Consider the following 249-nt stretch of genomic DNA (forward strand, 5'->3'; position numbering starts at 1 on the left):
TAATCAACTGTAGCTCTTGCGGTCCGGCCACCAAAAACCGAACCTGAAATGGCTCTGGCAGAGGTTGAACTAAGTTCATTGCTCAGCAGCTCAGATATATTGGCACCAAATTGAGTTTTAACCAAGCGCGGTTTCTTAACAGAAGGGCCAGCAATAGAAACAATCCGCTCTACATACAGTTCGCCAGTCGTGAAAAGCTTAGCGATCGCGATGACGTCCTGATAAGAAATAGTCCATACACTCTTACTA

1 pseudogene is annotated in these 249 nt (G+C 45.4%); it reads right to left on the reverse strand.

Annotated features, from left to right (window positions below):
• Positions 1–249 (reverse strand): annotated as a pseudogene (locus A3761_RS05490) (NADH:ubiquinone reductase (Na(+)-transporting) subunit A); the annotation flags it as partial.

Source organism: Oleiphilus sp. HI0123 (assembly GCF_001635315.1).